At 56.5% G+C, this 14856-nt stretch carries 19 protein-coding genes; 13 read left to right on the top strand and 6 right to left on the bottom strand.

Annotated elements, in window-relative coordinates; translation table 11 throughout:
* Positions 1 to 9 precede the first annotated feature (9 nt).
* The 9 genes from MXF20_RS17770 (at position 10) to pyrE (ending at position 7304) form a co-directional block, all read left to right on the top strand.
* Positions 10 to 525 carry a fimbrial protein gene (locus tag MXF20_RS17770; protein ID WP_325970574.1) on the top strand — a complete coding sequence of 172 codons (516 nt, stop codon included), beginning with the start codon at positions 10 to 12 and terminating at the stop codon, positions 523 to 525.
* A 9-nt stretch (positions 526 to 534) separates the two neighbouring features.
* A complete protein-coding gene (locus MXF20_RS17765) occupies positions 535 to 1386 on the top strand; it encodes a winged helix-turn-helix domain-containing protein (RefSeq protein WP_325970573.1) in 852 nt (283 codons plus the stop codon).
* Positions 1353 to 1862 carry a hypothetical protein gene (locus tag MXF20_RS17760; protein WP_325970572.1) on the top strand — a complete coding sequence of 170 codons (510 nt, stop codon included), beginning with the start codon at positions 1353 to 1355 and terminating at the stop codon, positions 1860 to 1862. The genes MXF20_RS17765 and MXF20_RS17760 overlap by 34 nt, the downstream gene beginning before the upstream one ends.
* 367 nt (positions 1863 to 2229) lie before the next feature.
* A complete protein-coding gene (locus tag MXF20_RS17755; protein WP_325970571.1) occupies positions 2230 to 2454 on the top strand; it encodes a hypothetical protein in 225 nt (74 codons plus the stop codon).
* 115 nt (positions 2455 to 2569) lie between these two features.
* Positions 2570 to 3289: a fimbrial protein gene (locus tag MXF20_RS17750; RefSeq protein WP_325970570.1), complete on the top strand. Its 720-nt coding sequence runs from the start codon at positions 2570 to 2572 to the stop codon at positions 3287 to 3289.
* Between the two features lie 277 nt (positions 3290 to 3566).
* Positions 3567 to 5402, top strand: a complete 1836-nt coding sequence (locus tag MXF20_RS17745) for a PglL family O-oligosaccharyltransferase (protein WP_325970569.1) — start codon at positions 3567 to 3569, stop codon at positions 5400 to 5402.
* 7 nt (positions 5403 to 5409) lie between these two features.
* Complete coding sequence (locus tag MXF20_RS17740; protein WP_325970568.1) at positions 5410 to 5811, top strand: DUF3574 domain-containing protein; 402 nt, start codon at positions 5410 to 5412, stop codon at positions 5809 to 5811.
* A gap of 85 nt (positions 5812 to 5896) precedes the next feature.
* On the top strand, positions 5897 to 6613 hold the full coding sequence (gene rph / locus MXF20_RS17735; RefSeq protein WP_325970567.1) for a ribonuclease PH: 717 nt from the start codon (positions 5897 to 5899) through the stop codon (positions 6611 to 6613).
* A gap of 49 nt (positions 6614 to 6662) precedes the next feature.
* Positions 6663 to 7304: an orotate phosphoribosyltransferase gene (gene pyrE, locus MXF20_RS17730; protein WP_021507081.1), complete on the top strand. Its 642-nt coding sequence runs from the start codon at positions 6663 to 6665 to the stop codon at positions 7302 to 7304.
* A 210-nt stretch (positions 7305 to 7514) separates the two neighbouring features.
* On the opposite strand, the gene slmA is transcribed toward pyrE, so the two are convergent.
* The 3 genes from slmA to coaBC form a co-directional block, all read right to left on the bottom strand.
* Positions 7515 to 8111: a nucleoid occlusion factor SlmA gene (gene slmA, locus MXF20_RS17725; RefSeq protein WP_021507079.1), complete on the bottom strand. Its 597-nt coding sequence runs from the start codon at positions 8109 to 8111 to the stop codon at positions 7515 to 7517.
* Positions 8112 to 8226: 115 nt separating this feature from the next.
* Positions 8227 to 8685, bottom strand: a complete 459-nt coding sequence (gene dut, locus MXF20_RS17720) for a dUTP diphosphatase (protein ID WP_325970566.1) — start codon at positions 8683 to 8685, stop codon at positions 8227 to 8229.
* Positions 8654 to 9883, bottom strand: a complete 1230-nt coding sequence (coaBC, locus tag MXF20_RS17715; protein WP_325970565.1) for a bifunctional phosphopantothenoylcysteine decarboxylase/phosphopantothenate--cysteine ligase CoaBC — start codon at positions 9881 to 9883, stop codon at positions 8654 to 8656. The genes dut and coaBC overlap by 32 nt, the downstream gene beginning before the upstream one ends.
* A gap of 190 nt (positions 9884 to 10073) precedes the next feature.
* Here coaBC and radC point away from each other — a divergent pair, with 190 nt between their 5' ends.
* From radC to mutM, 4 genes are all read left to right on the top strand, one after another.
* Positions 10074 to 10730: a RadC family protein gene (gene radC / locus MXF20_RS17710; protein ID WP_021507076.1), complete on the top strand. Its 657-nt coding sequence runs from the start codon at positions 10074 to 10076 to the stop codon at positions 10728 to 10730.
* Between the two features lie 243 nt (positions 10731 to 10973).
* Positions 10974 to 11210 (top strand): 50S ribosomal protein L28, encoded by a 237-nt coding sequence (gene rpmB, locus MXF20_RS17705; protein WP_010616494.1) that lies wholly within the window; start codon positions 10974 to 10976, stop codon positions 11208 to 11210.
* A gap of 11 nt (positions 11211 to 11221) precedes the next feature.
* Positions 11222 to 11389, top strand: coding sequence for a 50S ribosomal protein L33 (gene rpmG, locus MXF20_RS17700; RefSeq protein ID WP_001051798.1), 168 nt, complete (start codon positions 11222 to 11224; stop codon positions 11387 to 11389).
* Positions 11390 to 11459: 70 nt separating this feature from the next.
* Positions 11460 to 12269, top strand: coding sequence for a bifunctional DNA-formamidopyrimidine glycosylase/DNA-(apurinic or apyrimidinic site) lyase (gene mutM, locus MXF20_RS17695; RefSeq protein ID WP_325970564.1), 810 nt, complete (start codon positions 11460 to 11462; stop codon positions 12267 to 12269).
* Here mutM and coaD read toward each other — a convergent pair whose 3' ends face one another.
* From coaD to waaA, 3 genes are read right to left on the bottom strand one after another with little or no spacing between them, the layout of a single operon-like run.
* Positions 12270 to 12755, bottom strand: coding sequence for a pantetheine-phosphate adenylyltransferase (gene coaD, locus MXF20_RS17690; protein ID WP_058771021.1), 486 nt, complete (start codon positions 12753 to 12755; stop codon positions 12270 to 12272). It lies immediately after the preceding gene.
* On the bottom strand, positions 12752 to 13528 hold the full coding sequence (locus MXF20_RS17685) for a glycosyltransferase family 2 protein (RefSeq protein WP_325970563.1): 777 nt from the start codon (positions 13526 to 13528) through the stop codon (positions 12752 to 12754). Before MXF20_RS17685 ends, coaD begins: the two co-directional genes overlap by 4 nt.
* Before the next feature lie 3 nt (positions 13529 to 13531).
* The gene (gene waaA / locus MXF20_RS17680; protein WP_325970562.1) at positions 13532 to 14806 is read right to left on the bottom strand and encodes a lipid IV(A) 3-deoxy-D-manno-octulosonic acid transferase; all 1275 of its coding nucleotides are present in this window, start codon (positions 14804 to 14806) and stop codon (positions 13532 to 13534) included.
* Positions 14807 to 14856 lie beyond the last annotated feature (50 nt).

Raw genomic sequence — 14856 nt, 5'->3', positions numbered from 1 at the left:
GGAGAGGCGATGAGAGCGGGCGTAATGCTGGTACTGGGATGGCTGCTGGTGTCACCGGCACAGGCGATAGAGATGCAGCTGCACGGCACGCTGGTGGCGGAACCCTGTTCGCTGGAACCGGATCAGCAGCAGCTGGAGCTCAACTTTGGCGACATCGTTGCGAAATCGCTGTATCAGAATCCGCGCACGCCGGCGCGTCCGCTGGTGATGCGCCTGAGCGGCTGTGATACCGAACTGGGTAAAGACGTCGAGTTGGTGTTCAACGGCATTGCTGACGCCGAGCAGCCCGATCTGCTGGCGCTGGCCGGCGATGCCGGTGCCAAAGGCGTGGCCATTGGACTGAGTGATGCGAACGGAAAGCTGGTGCCTATCAACCGGGGCGTGATGCATTTTCCACTGCAGCAGGGCGAGAACCAGCTGCAGTTTAGTGCCTGGCTGCAGGCTTCGGCGCAGGCAATTGCCGAACGCACTATTGAGCCCGGCAACGTGTCAGCGATTGCCACTTTTTATCTGAATTATCCCTGAGTGCCTGTTATGTGGTTGATAAATCAACATATCACGTTTGACCCGGATCGGCGCCTGTTGCGCGATCGGCATGATAACGAGCTGCTGCTCAACCAGAGCAGCGCGCGCTGCCTGGCGCTTTTTTTGCAAAAGCCGGGTGAGGTCATTAGCCACGAGACGCTGCTGGATGAAGGCTGGCGCAGTCAGGGCGTGCACGTGACGGAAAATTCGCTGCGCCAGATGCTGTCCATGCTGCGCAAACAGTTTTTACAGTTGCGGGTTGAGGGTGAAACCTTTGTCACCGTGCATCGTCAGGGCTACCGACTGCATGAGTCAGTGCGGGTGGAAGCCTGTTTACCGCTGGCGGAAGCCGTTGAGGAAGCGCGCATCACGCAGGAAGCACGTATTCAGCCGCTGGTGACGACCCATGTGCACACTGCGCCGCTGCCGGTTATGGCGCCGCCGCCGGCCGTAATCCCGGGGGAGGAGGCACCCGCTGCGGCGCCGCGCAGCCGTTACGGGCTAATACTGATCGGCATGTTGGTTAGCGCGGTGCTGCTGCTGGTGCTGGCCCTGCTGGGCATCAAGGTGCTGGAGATTCGTGATGTAGTGACCGTGACGTACATACCCTACAGTCATGCACAGGGACGACAGTGGTATATCCAGGACGACTTCAGTGCGACCGAGCGTGAAGAAATCGATCATAACCTGCAGCTGATGAGTGACAACCTGGCGCGCTTTGTCCAGCTGGCGGAAGACGAACGCCACATTTATATCAATCGCACCAAGCTGGCCGACCGCTACAGCTGGTTTATCTGTCAAAACCCTATCGAACAGAAGGATGCGTCATGTCGGTCAGCCATATATTTCGTCGCCGGGTAACCTGGGTGTTACAGGGAGGATTATTAATGCTGGCGCTGGTGCTGGCGGCCATCCTGATTTATCAGCTGTCGCGCCGCATACCGCATTGTGAAGCGGACTCGATTCTGATTTCCCAGGAGGCGGAACAGCTGGTGGTATCACACGGGCAGTGGAAAGTGCAAAACAGCCTGTTTCAGGCCACCGGCAACTATAGCGGTATGATCAGTTATTACTCCGCTCAGCAGCAACTGCGGCGCCGCGAACCGGTCGACGTCTCTTTTGAACTGCGCCACAGCTTTTCCGGCGCCGCGCTGCGCAGCGAAACCACCGCCATTTCCTACAACCTCGCCAATCGCGCCTCACCGCAAAGTATCGAGCGTTATATCTCCGCCGGACTGGCACCCGGCCATGTCAATTATGGCTGGATTTATCGCCTGCAGAATGTGCGTTATGTGATTGGCAATAATGCGAATCCGTCGGTGATTTGCAGGAAATAATTAACCAGGAGGGAACATGAGATTATTATTTTATATTTCCTTTGATTATTTTTTATTATTATGAATTTTAATCTTAATGCGAAAGTTTTTAACGGGTTTTCGACCATGTATTGTTTGGTCCAGGTCTATCAGCTATACCAAAATTTTTTATTTTCCTCAGGGTTTACCCTCCGCACGATCTTCTCGGTTTTCTGGCAGTCACCCAAATTTATCAGCTATCACATCGTATTAAATATAGTGAGGTGAAGTCATTTTTTATATCTCAGAAGGCAGATAACTGATGGTATTGTGCGAGCAGGGAGAATGTAATTTTTTTTGGCGATGGGATGGTTGTGTGTTACTTAAATTACTTTATCGGGATTTAATTATGAAGGTATTTTTAACTCATGGGGAAGTTATAATTATTTGCTTGTTGTTACTGGGAGCTATTCCATCTAAGGCGAACGCCAGTCTCAAAGAGGCCTGCTGGAGTGATCCGTTGCAGAATGCAGTTTTAACATCCGCTCAGTTAATCGGCATTGGTCAGCCCAGTAAAGGTTTAAAGGGGTGCTCAGCTTTACAACTTCGCCAGCGTATTTTACCGCAAATGTAATAATTCTGATAAGTATGAAAGGCACGGTATATTTATCGAAGGTGAGCTTGGTGCTTATTTTATTCCATCAGTATTAAACAGCGGTTATTATCGACTTACTGATGAGATTGATGTTATGGTGCAAGCACATGCGGGTGAGAGCTGGATTCCTTATCCCTTGAAAATGGCGGATAGAAAAACTGCGTCTCCTGGACCTTACTGGCTTCAACCGGGCCAGGAAGTCGTTTACGATAACTTCATGACTAGAAATTATGCGCGCATGAATTTTATTGTGACAAAAGATATTGTTGGTGGAGCAATCTTTATTCCTCCCAATATAGAGATAACGACTATTTATGCTATCATTTTCAGGAGCCGTGAAATACCTCTCCCGCCCAAACCTGATAAGCCATTGTTACGCATTTTCATTGGGCCTCACGGGATTATTATTCCCGTCCCCATTGTCTGTAATATTAATAATGGCACGGATATAAATGTTGAATTTAACCGTATTGCCGTGAGCTCCGTTTCCGAATCAGGCTCAAATACCACCAACGGCATAGATGTTCCGTTGGAGGTTAAATGCAGTTCCTCATTAAATCAGGAGGTCAATCTACGCTTAGTAGCCGGAACCCCCTCTTTCTCGGATGAACTCATCGCCACAAACTATCCGGATCTGGGCATTGCGGTTAAGCACAAAGGGCAGCTCCTGAAACCCATGGGCACCTCTGCGGTTCGGCTCATCAACGGCATGGCTTCAGAAGTCATCACCGTGTTCCCGGTGAAAAAGGAAGGACAACAGCTGAGTGGTGGCGAATTCAATGCCTCCGCAACGCTACTGATCAGCCTGCCATGACGATGCTGTAAACCGCGTTATTGATATTAATGTTAATTAATTTTTTGATGATGGTTACGATTAAACATTTATTTAGCAGTAACCTGCTTATTCTGAGCATCAGCACACGTCTGCTGGTTGAAAATCTTTTTCATCATCACAGGTCTGTGAATCACCATGATTCACGGGCGTTTTCACACCATTCACAGCTTTTTGGTCGTACATTTTCTGTAGCCAAAGTCTATCAACCATTTTTCAACGAGACAGTTTTTGGCCTGTTTCGGCAATTGGGTTTGCTATGCTCTTTCTCTGTTTTATGTCGTGGTATCTGTCCGGACGAGACCCGCGCGTCACGCCGCCTCTGTTGATGCAGCAATTCCTGCAGCGGCGGCGTCGTGGACAGTGCGGTGAGAAAGTCGCCTCTTTCCCTTTCGCTTCGCTGGGCTGTCTTATCTGTTTTCTCCCCACGCTTATTTATCTGCCCAACAGCGGGGGTAATGGTCTTAATTTACCGCTGAATTTACTCACTGCGGGTTGCCTCGCGCTGCTGGCGGCCACGCTACTGCTCAAAAACTGGCGCCAGCCGCGCGATTTGATCGATGACAATGTCATGACACATGCGCTGTTGCTGCTGCTGTTTTGCTTTGCGCTGGCGGTGATCCTGCAGGAGAACGATGCCGGGCTGCTAACCGGTGTCACCCGCCTGCTGGGGCTGAGCGCCGTGCTGATTCTGTGGCTACTGCTGGGGTTGATGCCACAGCTCTGGCAGCAGCGTCAGCGAGTGATTGCCGGCATCGTATTGCTCAGCACTTTACAGGCTCTGCTGGCAATCGCCCAAACCTGTTTTCCAGCCCAGCTGCACGCGCTGATGGAGTTTCGCTATTATGCCGGTCAGATTCGTCCATACGGCATTTTTCAGCAGTTCAATTTGCTGGCCAGCTTTGTGGCGACCGGCCTGGCAGCCGCGGTGTGGCTCAGCCTGCAATCCGATAATAAACACCGATTCTTACTCCTGTCTGCGGTCCTCATTAACAGTCTGGCACTGTTACTGACGCAGTCGCGTACTGGCGCCTTTGGGTTTGCGCTGGCTCTGCTGGTGATGCTGCTGGTGTGCGATCGCCGCCAGCGTGCGGTAATCATCAGGATTATTATCGTGATGGCGCTTGCTGTGCTGTGCGCCCTGTTGCTACGCAGCGAGTTAGCTCCCGGTATACGTGAATTCGCCGGATCGGATCTGGCACGCCAGCAACTGCTTGAGTACACGCTGCGCATGATCCTGGAGAAACCCTTCAGCGGCTGGGGCTTTGGGCAGTTTGAGTATCATTTTTCGCGATTTCGTATGGCGGACGCGACTTACCTGAAAGATTTTAACGCAACCCATCCGCATAACGAGTGGCTGTATAGCTGGGTAGAAGGCGGGGTGTTGCCCATGGTGGGCTACAGCGCTGTGCTGCTGGCGTGGCTTACGCCGCTGTGGCGCTGGCGTAGCCAGCCGCAGCGCCTGATGCTATGGAGCCTGACGCTGCCGGTCATGCTGCACACCATGGTGGAGTTTCCACTATATCAATCACTACCGCATCTGTGGCTGCTAATGCTGCTCACCCACCTGGCGTTACGCCAGCCAGAAGACCGGTCGATAATCGAACCGGCTGCACCGGGTATGCCGACAAGGATGCTGCGCCTGAACATGGCCGGCGGCGCAATTGCGCTGATGCTGTTCTTCTTCAGCGGCCTGCAAACCAACGCGTTGCTCACCCAGGCAGAGCGCGGCCAGTTCCACACCTTTCCCTCCCGTGATCAATTGTGGAATCCGTGGATCCAGGGTGAGCGCTATGAGTTTGGCGAAATGGTGCACTGCCTGATGCGCTATAACCAGACGCGGGATGAGCGCCTGCTGGCGCGCTTTGTTCAGCAGTCTTCGCTGTGGCTTGAGCGCCATAACGATCGCAACGTATTCCGTAATGCGGTGATGATTGAATGGCATCTGCGTCACTATCAGCGCTCGCGTAGACTGCTGCGAGAGGCGCTGAGCCTCTATCCGACAGATGAAAGCCTGCTGCAGCTGAAAGCAAAAATGATGACGGAATGGTCCTCAGCGGCCTATGCTGTGACAGATGAGACAGGCAACTTCTGAGGCTAAGATGTTGAATAAATGGATGAGGCCGCTGGGCTTCGCCATGGTTTTAAGTGGATGTCACACTTCCCCGCTCAATCCGCAGGTTATCCCACCGCACACCGCGCCCGTGGCCGTGTGCGGGGCTGGCGAGATGATGATGCAAACCACGTTATGGTTTGATCCGCCCACTGCAGGCGCTGCGGCCTGGTCGCAATTTGCGGAGCGCGAAATCACGCCGCGCTTTGCTTCGCCGCTGACGATCTACGATGGCCGCGGCCCGCAGGGCAGTCGCAAGGTGCTGGTGCTGCTGCATCCGGCGGATCGGGCGAGCTCCGATAGCATCAACGCGCTGCGCGACGACTATCAGCGCCGCTTTGCGTCAAAAGCGGTAACGCGTATCGATTCGCTGGTGTGCGCATCGCTGTGAGATGCCCTGGCTGCACGCGGGCAGGACAGCCGCCCGCGAAGTCCGTATAATGCGCAGCCAAACCCAAGCAAGCCGGAGAGAAACCATGCGTCCAGCAGGCCGTAGCACTTCTGAAGTGCGTCCCGTCACCCTCACTCGTCACTACACCAAACATGCGGAAGGCTCGGTACTCGTCGAGTTCGGCGAAACCAAAGTGCTGTGCACCGCGACCGTTGAAGAGGGCGTGCCGCGTTTTCTCAAAGGCAAAGGTCAGGGCTGGATTACCGCAGAATACGGCATGCTGCCGCGTTCGACGCACAGCCGCATGGCGCGTGAAGCGGCCAAAGGCAAGCAGGGCGGGCGCACGCTGGAGATTCAGCGTCTGATCGCCCGCTCGCTGCGTGCCGCGGTCGATCTGCAGGCGCTGGGCGAGTTTACCATCACGCTCGACTGCGACGTGATTCAGGCCGATGGCGGCACCCGCACCGCATCGATCACCGGTGCCTGCGTGGCGCTGGCCGATGCGCTTAACGCGCTGGTGGCGGCAGGTAAACTGAAAGCCAGCCCGCTGAAAGGCATGGTGGCGGCGATCTCGGTCGGCATCGTGGCCGGTGAAGCTCTGTGCGATCTGGAGTACGTCGAAGACTCCGCCGCCGAAACGGACATGAACGTGGTGATGACCGAAGATGGCCGCATGATTGAGGTACAGGGCACCGCGGAAGGTGAACCGTTCAGCCATGACGAATTGTTGCAGCTGCTGGCGCTGGCGCGCGGCGGCATTGAGCAGCTTATTCAGGCGCAGAAAGCGGCGCTATCTGATTGATGTAACAGGCGACCACAGAGTCGCCTTTTCTTTATTTGAGGAGTGAGAAATGAAAGCCTGGCAGCGTCAGTTTATTGAGTTCGCCCTGAACAAAGGGGTGCTGAAGTTTGGTGAGTTCACCCTGAAGTCCGGCCGTAAAAGCCCCTATTTCTTTAATGCCGGCCTGTTCAACACCGGGCGCGATTTAGCGCTGTTAGGCCGTTTCTATGCGCAGGCGCTGGTGGATGGCGGCGTCGATTTCGACCTGCTGTTTGGCCCGGCCTATAAAGGTATTCCCATTGCTACCACTACCGCCGTGGCGCTGGCCGATCATCATGACCGCGACGTGCCGTACTGCTTTAACCGTAAAGAGGCCAAAGATCACGGCGAAGGCGGTTTACTGGTGGGCAGCCCGCTGCAGGGCAAAGTGATGCTGGTCGATGATGTGATCACCGCCGGTACGGCAATTCGTGAATCGATGGACATTATCAACGCCCATAATGCCACGCTGGCCGGTGTACTGATTTCGCTCGACCGCCAGGAACGTGGCCGTGGCGAGATTTCTGCGATTCAGGAAGTGGAGCGCGATTATCAGTGCAAGGTCACGGCGATCATCACGCTGAGCGAGCTGATTGATTACCTGGCGGAGAAGCCAGAGATGGCCGATCATCTGGCGAAGGTAAAAGCGTATCGTAAAGAGTACGGTATTTAAGGTTTACCGCGGTCGCCATGAATGGCGACCCTACAGTAGCAGGATGCCTGGGCGTAGGGTGCGCATTGATGCGCACCTGGTGGCGGAGGTCGGGGCGTATCGCAAAGAGTACAGTATTTAAGGTTTACCGCGGTAGTCAGCGCCGCACGCTAGCGTAGCGGCGCAACTTATTGCGCGATGGATCGCGCCGCGACAAATCCGCTGTGCGTATTAAACCAGCTGTGCCGCAATCAACGGCCAGCGGCTGTCGAAATCGGCAGTCGGGCGATAGCGGAACTCCGAGCGCACATAGCGTGACAGCAAACCTTCGCAGAACGCCAGCAGCTGGCTGGCGAGCAACGTCTCATCGGTCTGGAACCCTTCGCCGTCGCGCATCTTCTTCTCTTTCATCACCTGGCGCAGCTGGACTTCGATGCGCTCAAACAGCTGATTAATGCGCCCCTGCAGGCGATCCTGTTCGAACATCAGCGCGTGGCCGGTGAGGATGCGTGTCAGTCCCGGATTACGCTCACCAAATCCCAGCAACAATTGCACGATCAGGCGCAGACGCGCCATCGTCTCTTTTTCATCTTTCAGGATCAGATTGATGCGGGTAATCAGACTGTCTTCTATAAACTCAATCAGGCTATCAAACATGCGCGTTTTGCTGGGAAAGTGGCGATATAACGCCGCTTCCGAAACGCCGACATTGGCGGCCAGCTTGGCGGTGGTGATACGCTGACTGCCATCGCCCGACTCCAGCATTTGCGCCAGCGCCTGCAAAATCTCTTCGCGACGATTCCGTTTCGCGACTTTTTTTTCTGCCATGACCTTCAACACCCCTGAAATTCACCAAAAACAGGCAATACTGCCTTATCTGCCACAGATAAAGCGGCCTGTGGCGACAAGAAATAAAAAGATGGCTATGCGAAAAGTGAGCGTATTACTGACGGCCAGAGTGACCGAAACCGCCTGCGCCGCGATCGCTGGCGTCAAAATCTTCCACCAGATTAAATTCGGCCTGCACCACCGGTACAAACACCAGCTGAGCCAGACGGTCGCCAGGCTGCAGCGTAAAGCTATCCTGGCCACGGTTCCACACCGAAACCATCAGTTGACCCTGATAGTCGGAGTCAATCAGCCCCACCAGGTTACCCAGCACGATGCCGTGTTTATGCCCAAGACCGGAGCGCGGCAGAATGACGGCGGCCAGCGACGGATCGGCAATGTGAATGGCCAGGCCGGTCGGCACCAGCGTGGTCATGCCCGGTGCGATTTCCAGCGCGTCGTCAAGGCAGGCGCGCAGATCGAGGCCCGCGGAGCCAGAGGTTGCATAGGTGGGTAATGGGAATGCCTTGCCTACGCGCGCATCAAGAATTTTTACGTCGATTTTTTTCATCATAACGGCTGACAATCTCGTCTATTAATTGTTGGCCAAGGAGCGTCTTATCACTGAGCGGTAAGACTTTCTCTCCCTCCTGCCAAAAAAGGTGAAGAGCATTGGTGTCGCTATTGAAGCCCTGTCCGGCCTGCGCCACATCATTGGCGCAAATCAGATCCAGGTTTTTCCGCACCCGTTTTTGCCGCGCGTATTCTTCCACATTCTGGGTTTCGGCAGCAAATCCCACCACGAAAGGGCGCTGTACTTTGAGCGCCGCGACGCCTGCGACAATATCCGGGTTCTTCACCAGCTGCAGCGTGACGTTATCATCGCCACCCTGTTTTTTAATTTTCTCTGCGGCAATGTTTGCCGCCCGGTAGTCTGCCACGGCTGCGCTGGCAATGAAAATATCTTGTTGGCTGATTTGCGCCATCACCGCCGCTTCCATCTCCAGTGCGCTGTTGACATCAATGCGCGTCACGCCGGCGGGCGTGGCTAAGTTCACCGGACCGGAAATCAGCGTCACGTTGGCGCCGCGCTTTGCCGCCGCCGAAGCCACCGCGTAGCCCATCTTGCCGGAGCTGTGATTGCTGATATAGCGCACCGGGTCCAGCGCTTCACGGGTCGGACCGGCGGTGATCATAATGTTGAGATGTTGCAGATCGTTGACGGGCGCTGCCCACTCCAGCGCATGCGCAACGATGGCCAGCGGGTCCAGCATGCGGCCCGGTCCGATATCACCGCACGCCTGGCTGCCGCTGTCTGGTCCCCAGATCAGCACGCCGCGCTGTGCCAGACGTTGCAGATTCTCCTGCGTTACTGCCGCACGGTACATCTGCTGGTTCATGGCCGGCACGATGGCGACTGGCGCCGCGCTGGCCAGGCAGGCGGTGGTGACCAGGTCGTTTGCCATTCCGGCGGTAATGCGTGCAATCAGATCGGCGGTTGCGGGCGCGAGTACGATCAGGTCGGCCCATTTTGCCAGCTCGATATGGCCCATCGCCGCTTCGGCCGCCGGGTCGAGCAGGTCATCAAACACCGGATAGCCGGAAACCGCCTGCAGGCTGAGCGGCGTAATAAAGGCTTTGGCCGCATCGGTCATCATCACGCGGACATCCGCACCACGGTCACGCAGACGGCGCACCAGTTCCGGTGCTTTATAGGCCGCGATGCCGCCGCTGACGCCCAGCAGAATTTTCTTTCCGGCTAATCCCATCATGTTGTTTGCCTCACTTCAACGCAGAGTGCCGCGCCTGGCGCGACAGATGCAGGCAACTTTATCACAAAATCGGCGACCCGCCTTTTCACTGCCTGCGCCCTTTGCGAGCCGGCTCTGGAATTTGTCACGCGCCGCTGGTGGCCTGCAATGCACCAGCGCACAATGGCGGCATTGCAGGGAGGGCGGAACGATGACGGAACTGGCACCACGGGAAAAACTGACGCTGCTGGGCGCCGAGGCGCTAAGCGATGCCGAGCTGCTGGCGATCTTTTTACGCACCGGCACGCGCGGCAACAGCGTCATGGGGCTGGCGCGGCTGATGCTGAACGAGTTCGGTTCGCTGTATCGCATCATGACCGCCAGTAAAGAGGAGCTGGGGCAGATAAAGGGCGTTGGCAGCGCCAAAATGACGCAACTGCACGCCATTGCGGAGCTGGGCCGGCGCTTTTTTGCCAGCCAGCTGGCGCGCGAAAATGTTATGGAGAATCCGCAGGTCACGCGCCACTACCTGCAAAGCGTGCTGGCACATCAGGAGCGTGAAATCTTTATGGCGTTGTTTCTGGATAATCAGCACCGCGTTTTGCAGGCGCAGAAGATGTTTTCCGGCTCCATTGCCAGCGTGGAAGTGCATCCGCGCGAAATTGTGCGGGAGGCGCTTAAGCTCAACGCGGCGGCGGTGATACTGGCGCACAATCATCCGTCTGGCATGGCGGAACCGAGTCGCGCCGACCGCGAGATTACCAGCAAAGTGGCGCAGGCCTGCGCGCTGCTGAATATCCGCTTATTAGATCATCTGGTGATTGGTCACGGTGAGTTTACCTCTTTCGCTGAGCGCGGCTGGCTGTAATTCGCGGCGTCAACTGGGCAGAAATCCGGCGTTTTTGCGCGATCCGGAGGGATCTTTATCTGTTCGGGACTTGAGCACTTCGGCTTAGCGGCGTATACTACGCCACCTTTGAGAATCTCGGGTTTGGCGTTTGGGCCAGCTTAGCGGGTTCACATGGAACTCGCCTGGGCGGGCTAAGGCCTGACGAGGCGGCCAAAACCTAGTTTTTAAAGCTCGAGCTGATTTGATTTTTGGAGAATAGAAATGTCACGAGTCTGCCAGGTAACTGGAAAGCGTCCGGTGACCGGTAACAACCGTTCCCACGCAATGAACGCGACGAAACGCCGTTTCCTGCCGAACCTGCACTCTCACCGTTTCTGGGTTGAGAGCGAGAAGCGCTTCGTTACTCTGCGTGTATCTGCTAAAGGTATGCGTGTTATTGATAAAAAGGGCATCGATACGGTTCTGGCCGAAATCCGCGCCCGTGGTGAGAAGTACTAAGGAACTGAATCATGGCTAAAGGTATTCGTGAGAAGATCAAGCTGGTTTCCTCTGCTGGTACAGGTCACTTCTATACCACCACGAAGAACAAACGTACTAAACCTGAGAAACTGGAACTGAAAAAGTTCGATCCGGTTGTACGTCAGCACGTGATCTACAAAGAAGCCAAAATTAAGTAATTTTGGTGTTCTTGCGAAAAACCCGGCTCCGGCCGGGTTTTTTGTTTCTGCGCTACGTTGAGGAGATGAGATGCCTGAATTACCTGAGGTAGAAACCAGCCGACGCGGTATAGAACCTCACCTGGTGGGGGAAACCATTCTGCATGCCATTGTGCGCAATCCGCGTCTGCGCTGGCCGGTTTCCCATGAAATCCACGTGCTGAGCGACCAGCCGGTGCTCAGCGTACAGCGCCGCGCCAAGTATCTGCTGCTGGAACTGCCGCACGGCTGGATCATCATTCATCTTGGCATGTCCGGCAGCCTGCGCGTCCTGCCTGGCGAGCTGCCGGCCGCGAAGCACGACCACATTGATTTAGTGATGAGCAACGGCAAAGTGCTGCGCTATACCGATCCGCGCCGTTTTGGCGCCTGGCTGTGGACTACCGACCCGGAAGGCAGCAGCGTGCTGGCGCACCTCGGTCCGGAACCGCTGAGCGATGCCTTCAGCGGCGGATATCTGTACGAAAAGTCGCGTGGCAAACGCACGGTGATTAAGCAGTGGCTGATGGATAACAAAGTGGTGGTAGGCGTGGGTAACATCTATGCCAGCGAATCGCTGTTTACCGCCGGGATCTTACCCGATCGTCCGGCGATGAGCCTGAGTGAAGCGGAAGCGGAGCTGCTGGCGAACACCATCAAAGCCGTGCTGCTGCGTTCGATTGAGCAGGGCGGCACCACGCTGCGTGATTTCCTGCAGACCGACGGTAAGCCAGGCTATTTTGCGCAGCAGCTGCAGGTGTATGGCCGCACCGGTGAGCCCTGTCGCGCCTGCGGGACGCCGATCCTCAGCGGCAAACACGGTCAGCGCAGCACCTTCTGGTGTCCACGCTGCCAGCACTGATTACGGCTGCGCCAGCTTAGCCAGCAGCGCCTGATGCACCACGGCAGGCAGAAATGCCTGCACATCACCCTGATGGCGCGCCACTTCCTTCACCAGCGACGACGAAACAAACGAGAAGCCTTCAGACGGCATCAGAAACACGCTCTCCAGCGTGGGCAGCAGATGACGGTTCATGTGCGCCAGCTGCAGCTCGTACTCAAAGTCGGATACCGCACGCAAACCGCGCACCAGCACGTTCGCGTTCTGCGCCTGGGCAAAGTTCGCCATCAAATCACTGAAGCCAACCACTTCTACGTTCGGCAGATGGGCCGTAACCTGGCGCGCCAGATCGACACGTTCATCAAGGCTAAACAGCGGCTTCTTGCCCGGGCTGGCGGCAATCGCCAGCACGATGCGATCGAACATCTGCGCCGCGCGCGTGACGATATCCAGATGGCCCAGCGTCATCGGGTCGAATGTGCCGGGATAAATCGCTTTTGTGCTCATACGCGGCCCTGTGTTGAGGTGTGATGCAGCGCCCAGAGCGCCGAGTATTTGTTGAAGGTGTATTGTGCGTTGACCACCGCCAGAATCCAGCCCTGTTTACCATCGAGAAAACCGGCGCGCAGCAGCAGCGTTTTGAGAAACGCGCCCGCGGTGTGGCCGAAAACAGACAAGACACCGCAGCGCTTGCCGCGCTGAAAGCGCTCCTGCGCCCAGGCTTCGGCATAGTTCATTTGCTTGCGCTGAAACGCGATCAGGTCACGACAGGTCAGGTGCTGCAAATCACCCGGCAGCGCCACCACCGGCGAGCCCTGTGTTTCCAGCGATTCGTGCACCAGATTGTCGTTATAGCCCAGATGGCGCGGATAAAGGCGCAGTACGCGATCGGGATACCAGCCGCTGTGGCGCATAAAGCGGCCAAGAAACAGATTACTGCGGCCGAGGCTGTAAACCTTATCGCTGGGCGGCTGGGTCAGCACCTGTTCAATGGCGCGGCGCAGTTCTGGCGTAACCCGCTCATCGGCATCCAGCATCAGGACCATATCACCGCTGGCAAAGGCCTGGGCGCGCTGACGCTGCTTGCCAAAGCCGGCCCAGTCGTCTGCCTGATAGACCTGCGCACCGTGCGCGCGTGCAACCTCGATGGTCGCATCGCTGCTGCCGGAATCCAGCAAAATGATTTCATCTGCCCAGCTTACGGAGGCCAGCGCCTCCGGAAGGAGTTCAGCTTCGTTTTTGGCGATCATCACCACGGAGAGGCGTTGGCGTTGCGACATGCGTTAATGAGCTCGTGGAGGCAGATGCGGTTCGAGTAACTGTAGCAGACGCTGCAGAGCGCCCTGATTCTGGTGCAGCACGTCCACCGCGTGGCGGCCATAGTAGCGGCGATAGTCGTCATCCTGCAGCAGGTTCGCCACTTCTTTCTCCAGCGACACCACGTCAGTGACGGTAATCAGCCCTTCTGCCTGCTGCAGGCGGGCGCAGATATCTTTGAAGTTCCAGATGTGCGGGCCCATCAGCACCGGAATGGCGTGCGCAGCGGGCTCGAGCGGATTATGACCGCCGCGCTCCACCAGGCTGCCACCGACAAAGGCCAGGTCGGCGATGCCGTACAGCAGCATCAGTTCGCCCATGGTATCGCCAATCACCACCTGCGTGGCGCTGGAAGGAATTTCACCGCTGCTGCGCAGGGTAAAGCTGAAGCCGCGTTTTTGCGTCAGGTTGCAGGCATCTTTAAAGCGTTCCGGATGGCGCGGCACCAGAATCAGCAACAGGTCGGGGAACTGTTGCAGCAGGCGACGATGGGCGTCGAGCACGATCGCCTCCTCACCTTCGTGCGTGCTGGTGGCGATCCACACCGGCCGGCGCGACGCCCACTGGCGGCGCAGCGTCACCGCGCGTGCTGCCAGCTCCGGCGTAACGGAGATATCAAACTTCAGACTGCCGGTCACCGCCAGGTGCGAGCGCTTCAGGCCGAGGCTGAGAAAACGATCGCCGTCCTCAACGTTCTGCGCGGCGATCAGCGTAATACGCTGCAGCAGGTCACGCATGAAACCGCCGAGCTTTTTATAACCTTTGGCGGAGCGTTCAGACAGGCGCGCGTTGGCAATCACCAGTGGAATCTGGCGCTGATGCAGAATGCGAATGATGTTCGGCCACAGCTCGGTTTCCATGATAATCACCAGTCGCGGGTCGACGGTATCAAGGAAACGGTTGATCGAACCGGGCAGATCGTATGGCAGATAGACGTGATGCACGTCTTTGCCAAACGCCGACTGCGCGCGCTCCGAGCCGGTTGGCGTCATGGTGGTCACGGTAATGGGCAGCGTCGGGTAGCGATGGCGTAGCGCGCGCACCAGCGGCACGGCGGCGAGGGTTTCACCAACCGAAACCGAGTGCAGCACGATGCCGTGCGGCGCCACTTTACCGCTGCAGTAGCCGTAGCGTTCTGCCCAGCGTTTACGATAGGCCGGTGCTTTTCGACCGCGCAGCCACAGGCGCAGCCAGATCAGTGGCTGAATCAGATAAAGCAGGGCTGTATAGAGAGTCGTCATAGTTAAGGTTACGACCAGTTCGCGTCAAAAAACACAGGAAAGGCGGCATG

The sequence above is a fragment of the Pantoea dispersa genome, from assembly GCF_035783935.1.
In the GTDB taxonomy this organism is placed as follows: Bacteria; Pseudomonadota; Gammaproteobacteria; order Enterobacterales; family Enterobacteriaceae; genus Pantoea; species Pantoea dispersa_C.
This window is presented reverse-complemented; position numbering and strand designations above follow the sequence as displayed.